The following is a 14188-nucleotide window of genomic DNA, read 5'->3' as shown; positions in this document are numbered from 1 at the left end:
GGTACTAGTATAGACAAGGGGAGCGAGAATCAACCAGAGTTCGTAAACTTTTTCTATGTAACGGCTGAATAGTTACGTTCAAACGTCTTCTCAAAAATGAGCGCGGCTTGACGCTCATCGAACTGCTCGCCGTCATCGTCATTTTAGGGATCATCGCGGCGATCGCCATCCCAGCCATTGGCGCTATTATGGACAACTCGAAAAAAGACGCCCATATCGCCAATGCGAAGCAAGTTGCCAGCGCGGCGCGGCTCGCCGTTGCGGCCGACAAAAACACAAAAACGTCATATACATTGCAGGAGTTGTATGACGGCGGGTATTTAGAAAACATTCCGAAATCGCCGGGGAAGAAATCAACAGAAAAGTATAACCCGAGTGAGAGTAAAGTAGAAATTGTAAAGAAAACCGATACTAATAACAAAGTCACAGGTATTGAATATAAGGTAACACTCGTAGATGGCAAGGAAAATTTTACTTACATTAACGGCAGCAAAGATGTAAATGAATTGACGCGTGATGATGTAAAACTCGAGTAATTAAGAAGTTAGCTTGCCATGGAAATCATTCTTTTCATTGGTATCTTTTTTTACTCCCTCCTCCTCGCCTCGTTCTTCAACGTCGTCGGGCTGCGGGTGCCGGTGGGGGAGTCGATCGTCCGGCCGCGGTCGCGTTGTCCGGCGTGCGGGCGGACGCTGTCGGCGAGGGAGCTCATTCCGGTTGTGTCGTACGTTGTGCAGCGCGGGCGCTGCAACGGGTGCGGGGGGCGCATCTCCCCGCTTTACCCGCTGATGGAAGCAGCGACGGCCGCGCTGTTTACGGCCGCCCCGCTGTGGGTCGGCTGGGGCGGGCGGTTGATCGTGGCGTGGACGTTGATTAGCCTGCTTGCTATCATTGTCGTTTCGGATCTTCGCTACATGCTCATTCCCGACCGCGTGCTGGCGGTGTTTGCCGCTTTGTTTGCCGGGGAGCGGCTGTTGATCCCGTTTTTGCCGTGGGTTGATATGCTTCTTGGCGCGGCGGTCGGCTTTTTCCTTTTGTGGCTGATCGCCGTGCTGTCTAACGGCGGAATGGGGGGCGGAGATGTGAAACTGTTTGCGGTGCTAGGGTTGGTGCTCGGGTGGAAAATGGTGGTGCTTGCCTTTTTCTTGGCGACGTGCTACGGCACGGGGATGGGGCTTGTCGGCATGGCGTTCGGCCGGGTGCGGCGCGGCGTGCCGATGCCGTTTGCGCCGGCGATCGCCCTCGGCGCCTTGACGGCGTTTTTCTTTGGCGAGTCGATCGTGCGCGCGTACGTGAGGCTGATCATGTAAAGGACGGTAAGAAAGGAAGCGGACGAACGATGGCGTTATGGCGGAGAACTGCGAAACAGGCAAACATCGTGCTGAAAGATCACGTGATCCGGTATGTGGAAGCGAAACCCGCTCCGTCTCCTGAAGCGAAGCGATGGGGAGAGCGGGCGCTCCCTCCCGGCATCATCCGCGATGGGAAAATTGTCGATGGCGAAGCGTTGGCGATGATTTTGGATGAGTGCGTAGAGGAATGGAAACTGGACGGGCGGCGCATTCGCTTTGTCGTTCCCGATCCGTTCGTTTTGATTCGCACCCTTCCGCTTCCGCCCCGATTGCCCGAAGAGGAGATCCGCAGCTATTTGTTTATGGAGCTCGGGGAATCGATTCCGCTTCCGTTTGCCGATCCGGTGTTTGATTACTTGATCATCGATCGGACCGAAGAAGCGCTGAACGTGTTATTGTTTGCCGCTCCGGAAGAAGCGGTGATGGAATACGCGGCCGTCTTGGAAGACGTCGATTTGCGTCCGGTTGCGGCCGATGTGTCGCCGCTTTGCGCCTATCGCCCGTTTCATCACGTTGGACAAGCGGCCGCCTCTGACCATATTTTGCTTGTCCAGTTCGATGAATCGTCTGTCAATTTCAGCGTCTTTCATCGCCATTTGCCGCTGTTTATGCGCCACTTGCCGCTCGAAGCGTCCCAGGGGGAGTCAGCGCCTGGGCTTGTCGACCCGTTCATTGATGTGTATAAGGAAATGGAACGGATGATGAACTTTTATTCGTTTTCCATTCAGCAAGGCGAGCAGTCGATCACCCGTCTGTTTCTTGCCGGCGACCATCCGCGGCTTGACGATGTGTTCGCCGCGTTGGTGGAGCAGGTCGACGTCCCGGTGGAGCGGCTTCGCCCTTCGCTCGACCCGCTGCCGGACCGTTTTCATCTTGCCTGGGGATTGGCGCTGAAAGAAGGAAGGATCCACGATGATCGCTGAAATCAATTTATTGCCCCAAAGAGAAACGAAACAGCCGGTTCGTCTCGTTTTGCTCATCGGTTTGCTGCTTGTTTTCGCTGTCGCCGCGCTCTTCTATTGGTTCATCGAGCGGGCCGATCAGCGGCAGGCGGCGCTGGAGGCGGAACTGAAGCGGATCAAGGCGGAGCAGGCGGTGCTGGAGGCGAAGCGCCAACAGGAAAGCGAAGCGCAAGAGCGTCAAGAGCTGGCGAAGGCGGTGAAGTGGGCGGAGCGCTATCCGTTGAAATCGGTGCCACTGCTGCGGGCGCTCACGAAGCAGCTTCCGGAGCGGGGATTTGTCATGAACGTGGCGTATGCGGGGCAGACGAGCATGACGATGACGGTGCAGTTTGACACGCCGGAAGAGGCGGCGTATTACTTGAACCGCCTGCAGGCGCTTCCCCTCGTGCAAAGCGCCAAGCTCGCCAGCGTTACTGTCAGCGGCGAACAAGAGGAGCAGCGAGAACAACAAGTCGTCCCGAGATATATAGCCCAGTATGAACTGCAGCTTCGCCAAGCCGGCAAGGAGGGGAAACGATGATCAGCCGTTTGAACCGATGGCCGCTTCTTGCCGCCGGACTCGTTTTGGTGGTGGCGCTGCTGTCAGCAACAGGGTATGTGTGGCTCATCATGCCGCGGCACGCCGAGCTGGAACAATTAGAAATGACAGTGAAAAGTGAAAAACAGGTGCTCGCCGCTCTCGAAAAAGCGGTGGCTCCTTCGCCGGGGCAAACGGCGGAACGGATCGCCGCGCTGCAAAAAAAGGTTCCTGTCCATCCGTTGACTGACCAGCTGCTGCTTTTGTTTCAAAAAGCCGAATATCTCGCGGACAGCCGGCTGGTGAGCGTGCAATTTTCGGCTGAAGACACAGCCGCTTCGCAGCCAAACGGTAGCGGAACGAGCGAAGGAAACGAAGGAAAGCAATCGGTTTCCCCACCGAGCGGCATCCAGTCCATCACCGCCCAGCTGACGGTGCAATCGCCTTCCTATTACCAGCTCGAACGGTTTTTAGAAGTGCTTGAGAATGCCGACCGCATTTTGGCGGTGGAAGGGTTGACGCTGACCGGTCCGCCGGAGCTGACGTCTACGAGCGATCAGATCGAGCCGTTGACGTATTCGGTGACGATTCGTGCGTTTTATGCGCCAAAGCTTGAGAAATGGAAAAAGCTCGCTCCGATTTATGATGTTCCGCCGCCAAGCGGCAAGGACAATCCGCTGGCCGAAGTCGCCCCAGCGACGCGCCCATAGTTCGGCCGATCGTCCATGGAGGGAATGCCGATGCTCATTCGGATGAAGCGGGGGATGACGCTGATCGAATTGTTGGCCGTGCTCGTCATTGTCGGCATTGTGGCGACGATCGTTGCCGTTGCTGTGCTGACGGTGATCGAAAAGGCGCGCGAACGGTCGTTTGTGTCTGATGCATACAGTTTGTACGAGGCGGCGCGGCTGTATGTCGGGGCGGAAAAGGTCGAGTTTTTGCCGGCGCGCTCCTCTGCTGTGCTGTCTTACCGGGAACTGGTGGAACACGATTTGCTGGAACCGATCAAAGATCCGTTCACCGGCCGCATGCTGGCGCCGGAGGCGAACCCGTCATACGTGCTGGTGATAAAGCGCGGCGACGGCGGCATCGATTACGCCGTTTGCTTGAAAGGCGAGACGAAGCAGCTTTGTACGTATGAGGGCCGCGAGCAGCCGATTCCTGTCGAAGCGTTGGCAACGGAAGCGATTCGCGGCCGATGATGTCGGAAAATGAAGAGCAGAAACGGGGACAAGACGACAAATGTCTTGTTCTTTTTTTTTTCGCTTATGGTAAGATAGGCGAAAGAAATCGACGTGCGAAGAGGGACGGTGAAATGATGGACAAGCAGCGCCAAAGTATTACGGTGAGCATTAACGGACAGCCGCAGCCGTTTACCGTCGAACGGCAGGTCGAAGAACCCCCCCCACAGCCGCAGCATCGCCAGTCGGAACAGAGGCCAATGACAGAATCGCTCGAAGCTCGACGCCGCGTTCACGGACCGACTGCCGGTGGACAAGCTAAGGAAGAAAACGATCGATGGGATGGCCCGGTGATCGGTTCTGCTTTCCCTGCCGACAGGCTGGAGGCGGTCGCCCTTGAAGCCGATGAAGCGGTTCGCCCTGTTTCTGAGCGGCTTCCATCCAAAAAGGCGACTCGTCCGAGACGGCGGACGCCGTTATTTCTCAAGCCATTGCTCATCGCGGCGGCGCTTGCCGCTTTCGTTGGGATCGCTTTCGGCATGATGGTGCTGCGCATGATTCCGAAAGACAAACCAGAGCCGTCACCCGCCGCTAGGGCGATGGTGGAGCTGACGGCACCCGAACGAGCAACAGGCGCCACAAGAGGAGACAGTGCGCCGTTTTCCATCGCGGTCATGCAAGCGGGCGTTTATTCAAACGTCGCGGCCGCCAAACGGGCGGCGGAACCGATCCGAGCGGCGGGCGCGCCGGCTGTTGTGGTCGGGCAAAAACCGGCCGCTATTTATATCGCCGTCGGCACCGATAAGGAAACGTTGCGGGCGATCAACAACAACTATCGCGAAGCGGTGTCGAGCACGTACGTCAAAGAGCTGGTGTTTTCTGCGGATGCAAACACGCGCCGTTTAGAGGTTGTCCAAAAGGGGGAGGCTCTGTACAAACAGATGGCGTCCGTCTCCGCCGCTTTGCTTAGCGGCCGGAATGTCAGCGAGGATGATTGGCAGGCGTTGCAAACTGCGTATGATGCGTTCGAAAAAAGCAAAATGGATGACGGCAAAACAGCCACGGACTATATCGAAGCGCTGAAACAGGCGTATGTCGCTCTTGCCGCGTACAAAGAGCAACGCGATGAAGCGCTGTTGGTCAAGGCTCAGCAACAGTTGCTCGAGGCGCTTGCCGCTTATATCGAATGGGTGCCGCTAGGGAGCTAGAGGCCCCGTTTTTTTCTGTGGCTGTACCGAAAAAATACCGTCCGATGCAACTATCGAATTTCTCCTCTCCATGCCCCGTCTTTATCACCTGACAACGCGAAGGCTGGTGAAAAAACGCTGTCACACACCAATCATCGCATTTTCATTCAGAAAAGAAGGCTGTTTCTAAGAGGTTTTTCTAGTTGAGAAATAGGTGGAAGCAGCAGTATTTTGCACGAAATCACCGGCCTCCGAGAGAGAACATTGCCTTTCCCTGCAAAATTTGCTACGATACAAGTGAATCTTCCGAACCGAAACGAAGAAAGGAGAGTGCCCCATGCCTCCTCGGTTCGTACTTGCCTCCCGCTCCCCGCGCCGCAGGCAACTCCTCGAGCTGGCCGGCTGGCCGTTTGACGTCCAAGAAAGCCATGCCGATGAGACGATCCCTCCCGGAACGCCCCCTGACGAAGCCGTTCAACTTCTTGCTCGCCGAAAAGCGGAAGCGGTACGGAAGACTGCTCCTAGGGCGTATGTGCTCGGCGCTGATACGCTCGTTGTGTGTGACGGCCGTTTTTTAGGAAAGCCGCGCACGGCCGAAGAAGCGTTTCATATGCTGCGCCAATTGTCCGGGCGGACGCATGACGTATGGACCGGCGTCGCCATCGCCACCCCGGGCGGGGACATGGTCTCGTTTGCCGAAAAAACGGCGGTGACATTTTGGGAGCTGGAGGACGAGGACATCGCCGCCTACATTGCGACCGGAGAGCCGATGGACAAGGCGGGGGCGTATGGCATCCAAGGCCGCGCCGCCCTGTTTGTCAAACGAATCGAAGGCGATTATTTGACCGTCGTGGGCTTGCCGTTGTCGCGCACGGTCCGGGAACTGCGCCGGCTCGGCTGGCCGCCTCCCGAGGTGTAAACGGCCAGCCGCGCTGCGGTCGGCTGCTCCGGCGGCCCATGGTGGACAACGCGCGTCACAGCAAAGGAGTGGCCGCCTTCGTGGATGCATGACGGACAAAACGCGTCACGAAAAGGGCGCCTTCGTGGGTCGATGGCGGACAAAACGCGTCATGAAAAGGCCGCTTTCGTGGGCCGATGGCGGACAACGCGCGCCACGAAAAGCTTCTCCCCGCTCGTCGGGGAGCTTGACTATCATTAAAAAGGGGAGATACGATGGCATGGATGATCCGCGATGTGCCGAAAGCCAGTCGCCCGCGTGAACGGCTGCTGTCTTTCGGACCGGAAAGCTTATCCGATCATGAACTGTTAGCGATTTTGCTGCGCACAGGAACGAAGGACGAATCGGTCGTGCAGCTCGCCCAGCGCCTCCTGCGCCATTTCGAAGGGTTGCGCTTGCTCAAAGACGCGACAGCTGAAGAAATGACCAACATCAAAGGAATTGGCCCGACGAAAGCGGCGCAAATTTTGGCGGCGTTGGAGCTCGGGCGCCGCATCCATCAGCCAGGATACGCTGAACGTTATGTCATCCGCTGCCCGGAAGATGGAGCGAAGTATGTGATGGAAGACATGCGTTTTTTATCGCAGGAACATTTTGTTGCTATTTACCTCAACACGAAAAACCAAGTCATCTATCGCAAAACGGTGTTCATCGGCAGTTTAAACGCCTCCATCGTCCATCCGCGCGAAGTGTTTAAAGAGGCGATCAAGCGTTCCGCCGCCTCGGTCATTTGCGTGCACAACCACCCTTCCGGCGATCCGACGCCAAGCCGCGAAGACATCGATGTTACGAAACGGCTCGCGGAGTGCGGCCGCATCATCGGCATCGAGCTCCTCGATCATCTCATCATCGGCGATCAAAAATTCATCAGTTTAAAAGAAAAAGGATATGTCTAGCGGTTCTCATTTTTTGTCGAATCAGGTATAATATCAACTATGAGTTTTTCCCGAATCGGTTCGGGCGGTGTTGTACAAGTTATAAATGACTGACATCCGACCTATTTTTTCAATGAATAAGGATGCATTTCGTTTCGGAAAGGAAGATCGATGATATGTTTGGAATTGGAACGAAAGACCTTGGGATTGATTTAGGAACAGCGAACACGCTTGTTTATGTTAAAGGAAAAGGCATTGTTCTGCGCGAGCCGTCGGTTGTCGCCATTCAGCGCGACACGAAGCAAATCGTCGCCGTCGGCAATGAGGCGAAAAACATGATCGGGCGCACGCCGGGCAACATCGTGGCCCTTCGCCCGATGAAAGACGGCGTTATCGCCGATTATGAGACGACGGCGACAATGATGAAATACTATATTCGCAAAGCGATCAAAACGAAAGGACTGTTCGCAAGCAAGCCTTATGTCATGGTATGTGTGCCGTACGGCATCACCGCGGTGGAAGAGCGGGCGGTCATCGATGCGACCCGCCAAGCGGGAGCGCGCGATGCGTATACGATTGAAGAGCCGTTCGCCGCGGCCATCGGCGCCAACTTGCCGGTGTGGGAGCCAACCGGGAGCATGGTGGTCGATATCGGCGGCGGCACGACCGAAGTGGCGGTCATTTCGCTCGGCGGCATCGTGACGAGCCAGTCGATCCGCATCGCCGGCGATGAAATGGATGAGGCGATCATTCAGTACATTCGCAAAACGTACAATTTGATGATCGGTGAGCGGACTGCTGAAGCGATTAAAATGGAAATCGGTTCGGCTGGAAATCCGGAAGGCATTGGCAAAATGGAAATTCGCGGCCGCGACTTATTGACCGGGCTGCCGAAAACGATTGAGATCAGCGCCGAAGAAGTCGCCGAAGCGCTGCGCGACACCGTGTATGCGATCGTTGACTCGGTGAAAAACACGCTCGAAAAAACACCGCCGGAGCTGGCCGCTGACATTATGGATCGCGGCATCGTGCTGACGGGCGGCGGGGCTTTGTTGCGCAATTTGGACAAAGTCATCAGCAAAGAAACGGACATGCCGGTCATTGTGGCCGAAAATCCGCTCGATTGCGTAGCGATCGGCACCGGCAAGGCGCTCGACCACATCGACTTGTTTAAAAACAAGGCGAGAGACCATCGCTGACGGCAAGAAGGTGCTCATCTATGCCACAGTTTTTCGGAAATAAGCGCCTCGTTTTTTTGCTTGTCAGCATCGTCATCCTTGTCATGTTGATCGGCTTTTCGCTGCGCAGCCGTGAGCAGTTCACATGGCCGGAACAATTCGTCAAAGACGCGGTTGGCTTTGTCCAGCTTCTGTTCGGGAAGCCTGCACAGCTTGTAGCGGGCTTCCTTGAAAATGTCAACGATCTTCGCCATACATACGAGGAAAATGAGTTGCTGAAAGCGAGACTGGAGGAATATGCGGCGCTGGAGACGGAAGTCGAGGAGCTGCGCCAGGAAAACGGGCGGCTGCGCGCCTTGCTTGATAAAAAAGAAAGCTTGCGCGACTTTGTTCCGATTCAGGCGACGGTGATCGGGCGCAATCCGGATCGGTGGCGAGAGACGATCATCGTGAACAAAGGAGCGCAGCACGGGGTGAAAAAAGATATGGCGGTCATTACCCCGGCCGGACTCGTCGGCAAGGTGCAGCACGCCTCGCAGTTTACCTCAACCGTGCAGCTGTTAAGCGCGCTTGACCAAAACAACCGCATTTCCGCCTATGTCCAAGGCAAGGAAAACGTGTTTGGCTTGATCGAAGGCTATGACGAGAAACGGCGCGAGCTGCTGCTTGGCGAAATTCCGATCGACGCCAAAGTCGAAAAAAAACAAAAAGTGTTGACGTCCGGACTCGGCGGCGTGTTTCCCAAAGGGCTGCCGATCGGCGAAGTAACGGAAATCAAACCAGGCCAGTACGGCTTGACGAAAATCGTCTATGTCAAACCGTTTGCCAATTTGTATGACATTGATGATGTCATCATTGTCAAGCGGACGATCGATGCGGCACTGCAAGAAGAGGAGGAAGCAAAATGAACAAGTGGCGGCTCCCTTTCCTTGCGGTGTTCTGTTTTGTCAGTGAAAGTATCGCCGTTGATGTCTGGCCGAAAGGGGACTGGTACATCCACTATTTTTTTGTTCCTCGGTTTTTTCTTATTTTCCTTGTGCTTACCGCGATGCATTTTGGCGGGACGCGGGCGATGGGATACGGGTTTATCTTCGGGTTTTTGTATGACTGCGTTTATACGGAGCTGCTCGGCGTTTACGCGTTTGCCTATACGCTCCTTGCGTATTTGGCGGGCAAAGCAACGAAATGGCTTCAACCTAACTGGCTCGTGTCGTTTTTGCTGTCGCTGCTCGCCATCGCGCTGCTTGACAGCTATGTGTACGGCATTCAGCTGCTGATCGGGCGGACGGACTGGCCGTTTGCTGTGTTCTGGGAGCGCCGTCTATGGCCGACGCTGCTGTTGAACACCGCCTTTCTGCTCATCGGTTTACCCGTGTTGGAACGGTGGCTGGCCAAAATTCGCCGGCTGGAGCAAGGGGAATAAAAAAAGGAAAAACGGTCCGGCTTGTAGAATTATTCGTTGGGGTGAACGTTGTGGCAAAACAGAAGCAGCAGTATGTGATGATGAAAGGAACGAAAGATGGGCTGACGCTGCATCTGGACGACCGCTGCTCGTACGAGGATTTATTGAAAGAAATCGAGGAGCGGCTCGTCAACCAAGCCGGCGGGATCGCGTCCAACAGCCCGCTTGTCTCCGTTCATCTGAACATGGGGAATCGCTATTTGACGCCTGAGCAGGAGGAGGAGGTGCGCGCGCTCATTCGCCGTTCCAAAAATTTGGTCGTCGAGTCGATCGAAAGCAATGTCGTGTCAAAAGCGGAAGCGAAGGAATGGCTGCGGAAGGCGGAGATTGTGACCGTTTCGCGCATCGTCCGCTCCGGGCAAGTGCTCCACGTTGAGGGGGATTTGCTGCTGATCGGTGACGTGAACCCTGGCGGAATGGTCATCGCCGGGGGCAATATTTTCATTCTCGGCGCCTTACGCGGCATCGCCCACGCCGGCTATGGCGGAAACAAGGAGGCGGTCATCGCCGCTTCCGTGATGAAGCCGATGCAGCTTGGCATCGGCGATGTCATGAATCGGGCTCCCGATTATAAAACGGACGAAAGAAACGAAATGGAATGCGCTTATATCAATGAACAAAATCAAATTGTTGTCGACCGCCTGCAGCTGCTCATGCATTTGCGGCCGAATTTGACGCGCTTAGAAAGGAGAGTATGACCGTGGGAGAAGCGATCGTCATCACTTCCGGAAAGGGCGGCGTCGGCAAGACGACGACGACCGCGAATCTTGGGACGGCTCTTGCCATTCTCGGCAAGCGAGTGTGTCTGGTGGACACCGATATCGGGCTGCGCAATCTCGATGTCGTGCTTGGGCTTGAGAACCGCATCATTTATGACCTCGTCGACGTCGTCGAAGGACGCTGCACAGTGCAAAAAGCGCTTGTCAAAGATAAACGGTTCGATAACCATTTGTATTTGCTGCCGGCGGCGCAAACGAGCGACAAATCAGCGGTCACCCCTGAGCAGATGAAGGAGCTCGTTGAACAGCTCAAGCAGGAGTACGACTATGTGCTGATCGACTGCCCGGCCGGCATTGAACAAGGCTACCGCAACGCTGTCGCCGGCGCGGACGAAGCGATCGTCGTTACGACGCCGGAAGTGTCGGCGGTCCGCGATGCCGACCGCATCATCGGGCTGCTCGAAGCTGAGGAGCATGTCAAACCGCCGCGCCTTATCATCAACCGCATTCGCAGCCACATGGTCAAAAACGGCGATATGCTCGATGTCGATGAAATCGTCATGCATCTGTCGATCGAACTGCTCGGCATTATCGCCGACGATGAAAACGTGATCAAGGCGTCGAACCGCGGCGAGCCGATCGTCCTTGACCCGAACAGCAAAGCGTCGATCGCCTACCGCAACATCGCCCGCCGCATTCTCGGCGAGTCGGTGCCGCTGCCGCCGCTGGAGGAAGAAGAAAAAGGACTGTTTTCCAAGATTCGCAAAATATTTAGCCTGAAATAGGGGAAACACCGGGCAATTCCAACGGGAGTTTGCCCTTTTTCTTTTGCCTCGCGGCGGAGCGGGCCGCTTTCGGTCTCGTTCAACCAAAATGCTTGTTCATATTCCAACAGGTTGTCTCATACATTTAGTACAAACGCCGTGAGAAAGGTGGAGGGGGGACGTATGGACCGACGCGTTCGGGAAATGAGAAAGCGGATCGAGAGGCGGCGGAAAGAACGCCAGTATGGGGCGAGGGGGCGAAAGGAGCCGGAATGGGACATAGCCGATGAGGAGCGGTACGGGCTGCCGGTCGTGACGTATGATCGCTACTCGTTTGAATCCGAGGGGCGGCCGATATTTCAGAAAGAGCGGTTTTTGCTGAAAACGCTCATCGCCGCCTCACTCGTGCTCGTGACGGCGATTTTGTTCAAGCATCCGTCCGCTGCGCTGGAGCCGGCGCGCCAGTTTGTCACGCGGACGATGGAGAAGGAGTTTCAGTTTGCCGCTGTTTCGTCGTGGTATGAAAAGACGTTTGGCGAGCCACTCGCCTTTTTTGCGCCGAAACAGGAAACGAAGACGAAGGCGCCGCCCTCGTACGCCGTTCCGGCGTCCGGCCGCGTGCTGGAGAGCTTCGCGAAAAATGGCCAAGGAGTGATGATCGAAACGGAGCGACAGGCGAAAGTCGAAGCGATGAAAGAGGGGATTGTGACCTTTGCCGGTGTGAAAGAATCGACCGGAAAAACGGTCATTATTCAGCACGCCGATGGCAGTGAGACATGGTATGGGCATTTGGGCGCCATTGCTGTCAAATTGTACGATTTCGTGGAAACGGGACAGAAGGTCGGCACAGCCGGGGCAAGCAAGACCGATGGACAGAAAGGGCTGTTTTACTTTGCCATTAAGCAAGGCGATCAATTTATCGATCCGATCCAGGTGATTTCCTTTGAATAAGTATATCGAGCTGCTTGGCAAGCTGCACGTTCATCCGCTTTTCTGGCTGATCGCCGGCATGGCGGTGTTGACCGCTCATTTTAAGCAGCTTTGTCTTCTATTTTTCATCGTTCTCGTTCATGAGCTCGGCCATGCGGCGGCGGCGGTGTTTTTCTCGTGGCGGGTGAAGCGGATTTTGCTGCTGCCGTTCGGCGGGGTGGCGGAAGTGGAAGAACACGGGAACCGGCCGTTCCGCGAAGAGTGGATCGTCACGCTCGCCGGCCCGGCCCAGCATCTGTGGCTCATAGCGGCGGCGTTTTTTTTATGGAAGGCCGGCTGGATAGCCGATGAAGGATGGGAGTTGTTTTTCCGCTACAATCTGGCCGTGCTTGGCCTGAACTTGCTGCCGATTTGGCCGCTCGATGGCGGAAAGTTGTTGTTTTTGCTGTTGGCTTACTTCCGTCCGTTCAGCGCCGCCCATCGCCACATGGTGGCTGTCTCCGCTGTCTTGTTGGCCGTTTTTGCCGTTCTGCTGTTCGTCGTTGCGCCCCGCCAGCTTGATTTGTGGACCATCGCCGCCTTTTTGGCGCATGCCATCTGGCAGGAGCAAAAGCAGCATCCTTACGTCGTCATGCGTTTTTTGCTGGAGCGGTATTATGGAAAAAAAGGCGACTACGCAAGGCTGCGGACGATCACGGCTCCCGCCGATGAGCGCATTTCGCACGTGTTGCACCGCTTTTATCGCGGCCAAAAGCACGCCATCGTCGTCGTCCGCAACGGCCGTGAGCGGACGACGCTGGATGAGAATGAGCTGCTGCACGCGTTTTTCTCCGAAAAACAGACCGATGCCCCGCTTGGCGCTCTCATTTATTCATAGCCGAAGCCGCCTGCTAGCTAGGGTGAAAAAGATCACGGTTGACGGACAGCGGTTTCTGTGCTACCATAAATAACGTTGTAGACATTTTGCCCCATCGTCAACGGGCAAAAGAGGGCGGCTGTCGCAAAAAGACGCACCCGCACTACAACCGCTCAGCGCGGGTCGTGAAGCGTTCCGGCACGGAACCGCCTTGACGCTGGCGAGTCTGAGTCGATGAAGGAGGTGCGAGGCATGTACGCAATCATTGAAACTGGCGGCAAACAATTGAAAGTCGAAGAAGGCCAAGAAGTTTACATCGAAAAATTGGATGCGAATGAAGGCGATACGGTGACATTTGACAAAGTGCTGTTCATCGGCGGGGAAACGGTGAAAATCGGCAACCCGACGGTCGAAGGCGCAACGGTCACGGCGAAAGTGCAAAAGCACGGCCGACAAAAGAAAATCATCGTCTTCAAATATAAAGCGAAAAAGAACTATCGCCGCAAACAAGGCCACCGTCAGCCGTACACGAAAGTCGTCATCGAGAAAATTAACGCGTAACATGATTCGCGTCACGATTGAACGGGAAGCGGACGGCCGCATTCGCGCGTTCACGATGGACGGGCACGCCGAGTTTGCCGAACGCGGCCAAGATATCGTTTGCGCTGGCGCTTCGGCCGTTTCGTTCGGCACGATCAACGCCATCGAGGCGCTTGTTGGCGTAAGCCCGCACGTTTCCCTCGGCCAAGACGGCGGCTATCTTCGCTGTGAGCTTCCGAAGCTGGAAGAAGCAGCGGCGGCAGAGAAAGTGCAGTTATTGTTGGAAGCGATGGTCGTCTCGCTAAAGACGATCGAACGCGACTACGGGAAATTCATCCGCGTGACATCCATTTAGCAGGAGGTGACTGCCATGCTGCGACTCGATTTGCAATTTTTTGCCTCGAAAAAAGGGGTCGGTTCGACGAAAAACGGCCGCGACTCGATCGCGAAACGCCTTGGCGCCAAGCGCGCTGACGGCCAATTCGTCACAGGCGGCTCGATTTTGTACCGCCAGCGCGGAACAAAAGTCCATCCGGGCTTGAACGTCGGCCGCGGCGGCGATGACACGCTGTACGCCAAAATCGACGGCATCGTCCGCTTCGAGCGGCTCGGCCGCGACCGCAAACGCGTCAGTGTCTATCCGGTCAGCCAAGAAGCGTAAGCAAGGCGAAAAAACTCTAACCGTTCGGTTAGGGTTTTTTCTTTTT

The 14188-nt window shown here is 55.8% G+C and carries 19 protein-coding genes and 1 other annotated feature; all 19 genes read left to right on the top strand.

Annotated features, from left to right (window positions below):
- Positions 1-68: 68 nt before the first annotated feature.
- The 19 genes from B4113_RS06980 (at position 69) to rpmA (ending at position 14142) form a co-directional block, all read left to right on the top strand.
- Positions 69-536 carry a prepilin-type N-terminal cleavage/methylation domain-containing protein gene (locus B4113_RS06980; protein ID WP_061912358.1) on the top strand — a complete coding sequence of 156 codons (468 nt, stop codon included), beginning with the start codon at positions 69-71 and terminating at the stop codon, positions 534-536.
- Positions 537-554: 18 nt separating this feature from the next.
- Positions 555-1310, top strand: coding sequence for an A24 family peptidase (locus B4113_RS06975; RefSeq protein ID WP_033844226.1), 756 nt, complete (start codon positions 555-557; stop codon positions 1308-1310).
- A 29-nt stretch (positions 1311-1339) separates the two neighbouring features.
- The gene (gene pilM / locus B4113_RS06970) at positions 1340-2275 is read left to right on the top strand and encodes a type IV pilus biogenesis protein PilM (protein WP_033844225.1); all 936 of its coding nucleotides are present in this window, start codon (positions 1340-1342) and stop codon (positions 2273-2275) included.
- Complete coding sequence (locus tag B4113_RS06965) at positions 2265-2834, top strand: PilN domain-containing protein (RefSeq protein WP_033844224.1); 570 nt, start codon at positions 2265-2267, stop codon at positions 2832-2834. The genes pilM and B4113_RS06965 overlap by 11 nt, the downstream gene beginning before the upstream one ends.
- Positions 2831-3541: a hypothetical protein gene (locus tag B4113_RS06960; RefSeq protein WP_061912357.1), complete on the top strand. Its 711-nt coding sequence runs from the start codon at positions 2831-2833 to the stop codon at positions 3539-3541. Before B4113_RS06965 ends, B4113_RS06960 begins: the two co-directional genes overlap by 4 nt.
- A 30-nt stretch (positions 3542-3571) precedes the next feature.
- Positions 3572-4033: a type II secretion system protein gene (locus tag B4113_RS06955; protein WP_061912356.1), complete on the top strand. Its 462-nt coding sequence runs from the start codon at positions 3572-3574 to the stop codon at positions 4031-4033.
- Between the two features lie 113 nt (positions 4034-4146).
- Positions 4147-5220: a stage II sporulation protein D gene (locus tag B4113_RS06950; protein ID WP_235597968.1), complete on the top strand. Its 1074-nt coding sequence runs from the start codon at positions 4147-4149 to the stop codon at positions 5218-5220.
- Positions 5221-5536: 316 nt separating this feature from the next.
- Positions 5537-6118, top strand: coding sequence for a nucleoside triphosphate pyrophosphatase (locus tag B4113_RS06945; RefSeq protein ID WP_061912354.1), 582 nt, complete (start codon positions 5537-5539; stop codon positions 6116-6118).
- A gap of 254 nt (positions 6119-6372) precedes the next feature.
- The gene (radC, locus tag B4113_RS06940; RefSeq protein ID WP_033020260.1) at positions 6373-7053 is read left to right on the top strand and encodes a DNA repair protein RadC; all 681 of its coding nucleotides are present in this window, start codon (positions 6373-6375) and stop codon (positions 7051-7053) included.
- Positions 7054-7208: 155 nt separating this feature from the next.
- Positions 7209-8231 (top strand): rod shape-determining protein, encoded by a 1023-nt coding sequence (locus tag B4113_RS06935; protein WP_033020258.1) that lies wholly within the window; start codon positions 7209-7211, stop codon positions 8229-8231.
- 20 nt (positions 8232-8251) lie between these two features.
- A complete protein-coding gene (mreC, locus tag B4113_RS06930; protein WP_061912353.1) occupies positions 8252-9118 on the top strand; it encodes a rod shape-determining protein MreC in 867 nt (288 codons plus the stop codon).
- Positions 9115-9633, top strand: a complete 519-nt coding sequence (gene mreD, locus B4113_RS06925) for a rod shape-determining protein MreD (RefSeq protein WP_061912352.1) — start codon at positions 9115-9117, stop codon at positions 9631-9633. Before mreC ends, mreD begins: the two co-directional genes overlap by 4 nt.
- Positions 9634-9710: 77 nt before the next feature.
- On the top strand, positions 9711-10370 hold the full coding sequence (minC, locus tag B4113_RS06920) for a septum site-determining protein MinC (protein ID WP_280516682.1): 660 nt from the start codon (positions 9711-9713) through the stop codon (positions 10368-10370).
- Between the two features lie 2 nt (positions 10371-10372).
- Entirely contained in the window at positions 10373-11176 is an 804-nt protein-coding gene (minD, locus tag B4113_RS06915; protein ID WP_033020252.1) for a septum site-determining protein MinD, read from the top strand.
- Between the two features lie 162 nt (positions 11177-11338).
- Positions 11339-12106 (top strand): M23 family metallopeptidase, encoded by a 768-nt coding sequence (locus B4113_RS06910; protein WP_033020251.1) that lies wholly within the window; start codon positions 11339-11341, stop codon positions 12104-12106.
- Positions 12099-12962 carry a M50 family metallopeptidase gene (locus tag B4113_RS06905; protein ID WP_033020250.1) on the top strand — a complete coding sequence of 288 codons (864 nt, stop codon included), beginning with the start codon at positions 12099-12101 and terminating at the stop codon, positions 12960-12962. Before B4113_RS06910 ends, B4113_RS06905 begins: the two co-directional genes overlap by 8 nt.
- Positions 12963-13098: 136 nt before the next feature.
- Positions 13099-13179 (top strand) — a sequence feature (ribosomal protein L21 leader region).
- Positions 13180-13193: 14 nt separating this feature from the next.
- Positions 13194-13502, top strand: coding sequence for a 50S ribosomal protein L21 (gene rplU, locus B4113_RS06900; RefSeq protein ID WP_033020249.1), 309 nt, complete (start codon positions 13194-13196; stop codon positions 13500-13502).
- A 1-nt stretch (position 13503) separates the two neighbouring features.
- Positions 13504-13836, top strand: coding sequence for a ribosomal-processing cysteine protease Prp (locus tag B4113_RS06895; RefSeq protein ID WP_033020248.1), 333 nt, complete (start codon positions 13504-13506; stop codon positions 13834-13836).
- Positions 13837-13851: 15 nt separating this feature from the next.
- A complete protein-coding gene (gene rpmA, locus B4113_RS06890) occupies positions 13852-14142 on the top strand; it encodes a 50S ribosomal protein L27 (protein WP_008881065.1) in 291 nt (96 codons plus the stop codon).
- Positions 14143-14188: the final 46 nt, after the last annotated feature.

Origin of the sequence: Geobacillus sp. B4113_201601 (assembly GCF_001587475.1) — a bacterium.
GTDB lineage: Bacteria > Bacillota > Bacilli > Bacillales > Anoxybacillaceae > Geobacillus > Geobacillus icigianus.
The sequence above is the reverse complement of the archived record's forward strand: the minus strand, read 5'-3'. Positions and strand labels throughout refer to the sequence as shown.

What these genes read in the sequence shown, in the direction of transcription:
- rpmA (WP_008881065.1), top strand. Translation starts at nt 13,852, where the DNA reads ATGCTGCGACTCGATTTGCAATTTTTTGCCTCGAAAAAAGGGGTCGGT.
- B4113_RS06910 (WP_033020251.1), top strand. Translation starts at nt 11,339, where the DNA reads ATGGACCGACGCGTTCGGGAAATGAGAAAGCGGATCGAGAGGCGGCGG.
- mreC (WP_061912353.1), top strand. Translation starts at nt 8,252, where the DNA reads ATGCCACAGTTTTTCGGAAATAAGCGCCTCGTTTTTTTGCTTGTCAGC.
- B4113_RS06960 (WP_061912357.1), top strand. Translation starts at nt 2,831, where the DNA reads ATGATCAGCCGTTTGAACCGATGGCCGCTTCTTGCCGCCGGACTCGTT.
- minC (WP_280516682.1), top strand. Translation starts at nt 9,711, where the DNA reads ATGATGAAAGGAACGAAAGATGGGCTGACGCTGCATCTGGACGACCGC.
- B4113_RS06945 (WP_061912354.1), top strand. Translation starts at nt 5,537, where the DNA reads ATGCCTCCTCGGTTCGTACTTGCCTCCCGCTCCCCGCGCCGCAGGCAA.
- rplU (WP_033020249.1), top strand. Translation starts at nt 13,194, where the DNA reads ATGTACGCAATCATTGAAACTGGCGGCAAACAATTGAAAGTCGAAGAA.
- mreD (WP_061912352.1), top strand. Translation starts at nt 9,115, where the DNA reads ATGAACAAGTGGCGGCTCCCTTTCCTTGCGGTGTTCTGTTTTGTCAGT.
- B4113_RS06895 (WP_033020248.1), top strand. Translation starts at nt 13,504, where the DNA reads ATGATTCGCGTCACGATTGAACGGGAAGCGGACGGCCGCATTCGCGCG.
- radC (WP_033020260.1), top strand. Translation starts at nt 6,373, where the DNA reads ATGGCATGGATGATCCGCGATGTGCCGAAAGCCAGTCGCCCGCGTGAA.
- B4113_RS06950 (WP_235597968.1), top strand. Translation starts at nt 4,147, where the DNA reads ATGATGGACAAGCAGCGCCAAAGTATTACGGTGAGCATTAACGGACAG.
- B4113_RS06965 (WP_033844224.1), top strand. Translation starts at nt 2,265, where the DNA reads ATGATCGCTGAAATCAATTTATTGCCCCAAAGAGAAACGAAACAGCCG.
- pilM (WP_033844225.1), top strand. Translation starts at nt 1,340, where the DNA reads ATGGCGTTATGGCGGAGAACTGCGAAACAGGCAAACATCGTGCTGAAA.
- B4113_RS06935 (WP_033020258.1), top strand. Translation starts at nt 7,209, where the DNA reads ATGTTTGGAATTGGAACGAAAGACCTTGGGATTGATTTAGGAACAGCG.
- B4113_RS06955 (WP_061912356.1), top strand. Translation starts at nt 3,572, where the DNA reads ATGCTCATTCGGATGAAGCGGGGGATGACGCTGATCGAATTGTTGGCC.
- B4113_RS06975 (WP_033844226.1), top strand. Translation starts at nt 555, where the DNA reads ATGGAAATCATTCTTTTCATTGGTATCTTTTTTTACTCCCTCCTCCTC.